Origin of the sequence: Halolamina salina (assembly GCF_042678005.1) — an archaeon.
In the GTDB taxonomy this organism is placed as follows: domain Archaea; phylum Halobacteriota; class Halobacteria; order Halobacteriales; family Haloferacaceae; genus Halolamina; species Halolamina salina.
The window spans coordinates 1-918 of the sequence record NZ_JBHUDH010000178.1 but is presented as its reverse complement, the minus strand read 5'-3'; the positions used below and the strand labels follow the sequence as shown (position 1 = coordinate 918).

Annotated in this window: 1 protein-coding gene; it reads left to right on the top strand. The window is 48.8% G+C overall.

Annotated elements, in window-relative coordinates; all coding sequences use genetic code 11:
- Positions 1 to 918 (top strand): ABC transporter transmembrane domain-containing protein (locus ACFR9S_RS13485; protein ID WP_379818881.1); only part of this gene is annotated, 918 nt, incomplete at both ends.

Genomic DNA, 918 nt, shown 5'->3' with positions numbered 1-918 from the left:
GTCGTTCTTAGCGTGATCGCCGCGATCTTCGAAGGGTTCGGACTGAGTTTCATCATGCCGATCATTGAAGTTGCCCAGTCGAATGCCTCAGCAGAGGAGGCGGATGGACTGCTCACGGTGTTTCTCACGGTTTATGAGACACTAGGAATTCCGTTCACGCTTGGCTATCTCGTTGCAGGTGTTGCAGCGGTAATGATCGTCCGGTACACTGTATCGTTTCTCGTTAGCTGGTTTCGGGCTGCTATCGAAACGAAATACGTTCGCCATCTTCAAGAGGAGGCATTCGATAACGCGTTAGAGGCTCGTGTCGGTTACTTTGATAAGGAAGGATCCGATGACATTCTCAATGCTATCGTTACGCAGGCTGAGTACGCTGGTAGGGTAATCAGGTATACTCTTCATACTATTGAACAAGGCCTGCTTGCATCAATATATTTCATTATTGCTCTCTATATTTCTCCCTTGTTGACGCTCATTACTGCCGTGTTTCTCGGCTCCGTGACGCTCTTTTTCAGGTACGTACTTGAGACTGGTTACTCGCTTGGGGACCAAGTTGCGGATGCCAAAGAGGAGATTCAGTCTAATGCACAGGCGGGTACACAGGGAATCAGAGATGTAAAACTGTTCGGAATGATTGACGAACTTCGCTCCGGATTTGTCGAAGGTATCGAGAAGTTTGAGCGGTACCGGATCAAATTACAGCGAAATGAGTCGGGAATCAGCAACGCCTATCAACTTGCAACGGCAGTTTCGGTCTTCGTGTTAATCTATCTGGCATTGACCTTCGCATCAATGAGGATCGGCGAACTCGGCATATTCCTCTTCGCGATGTTCCAACTCGGTCCCAAGGTCAGTGCGTTGAATAAACACGCATACAGGGTAGAAGGAGAACTTCCACACCTCGTTCGGACGCAGAAG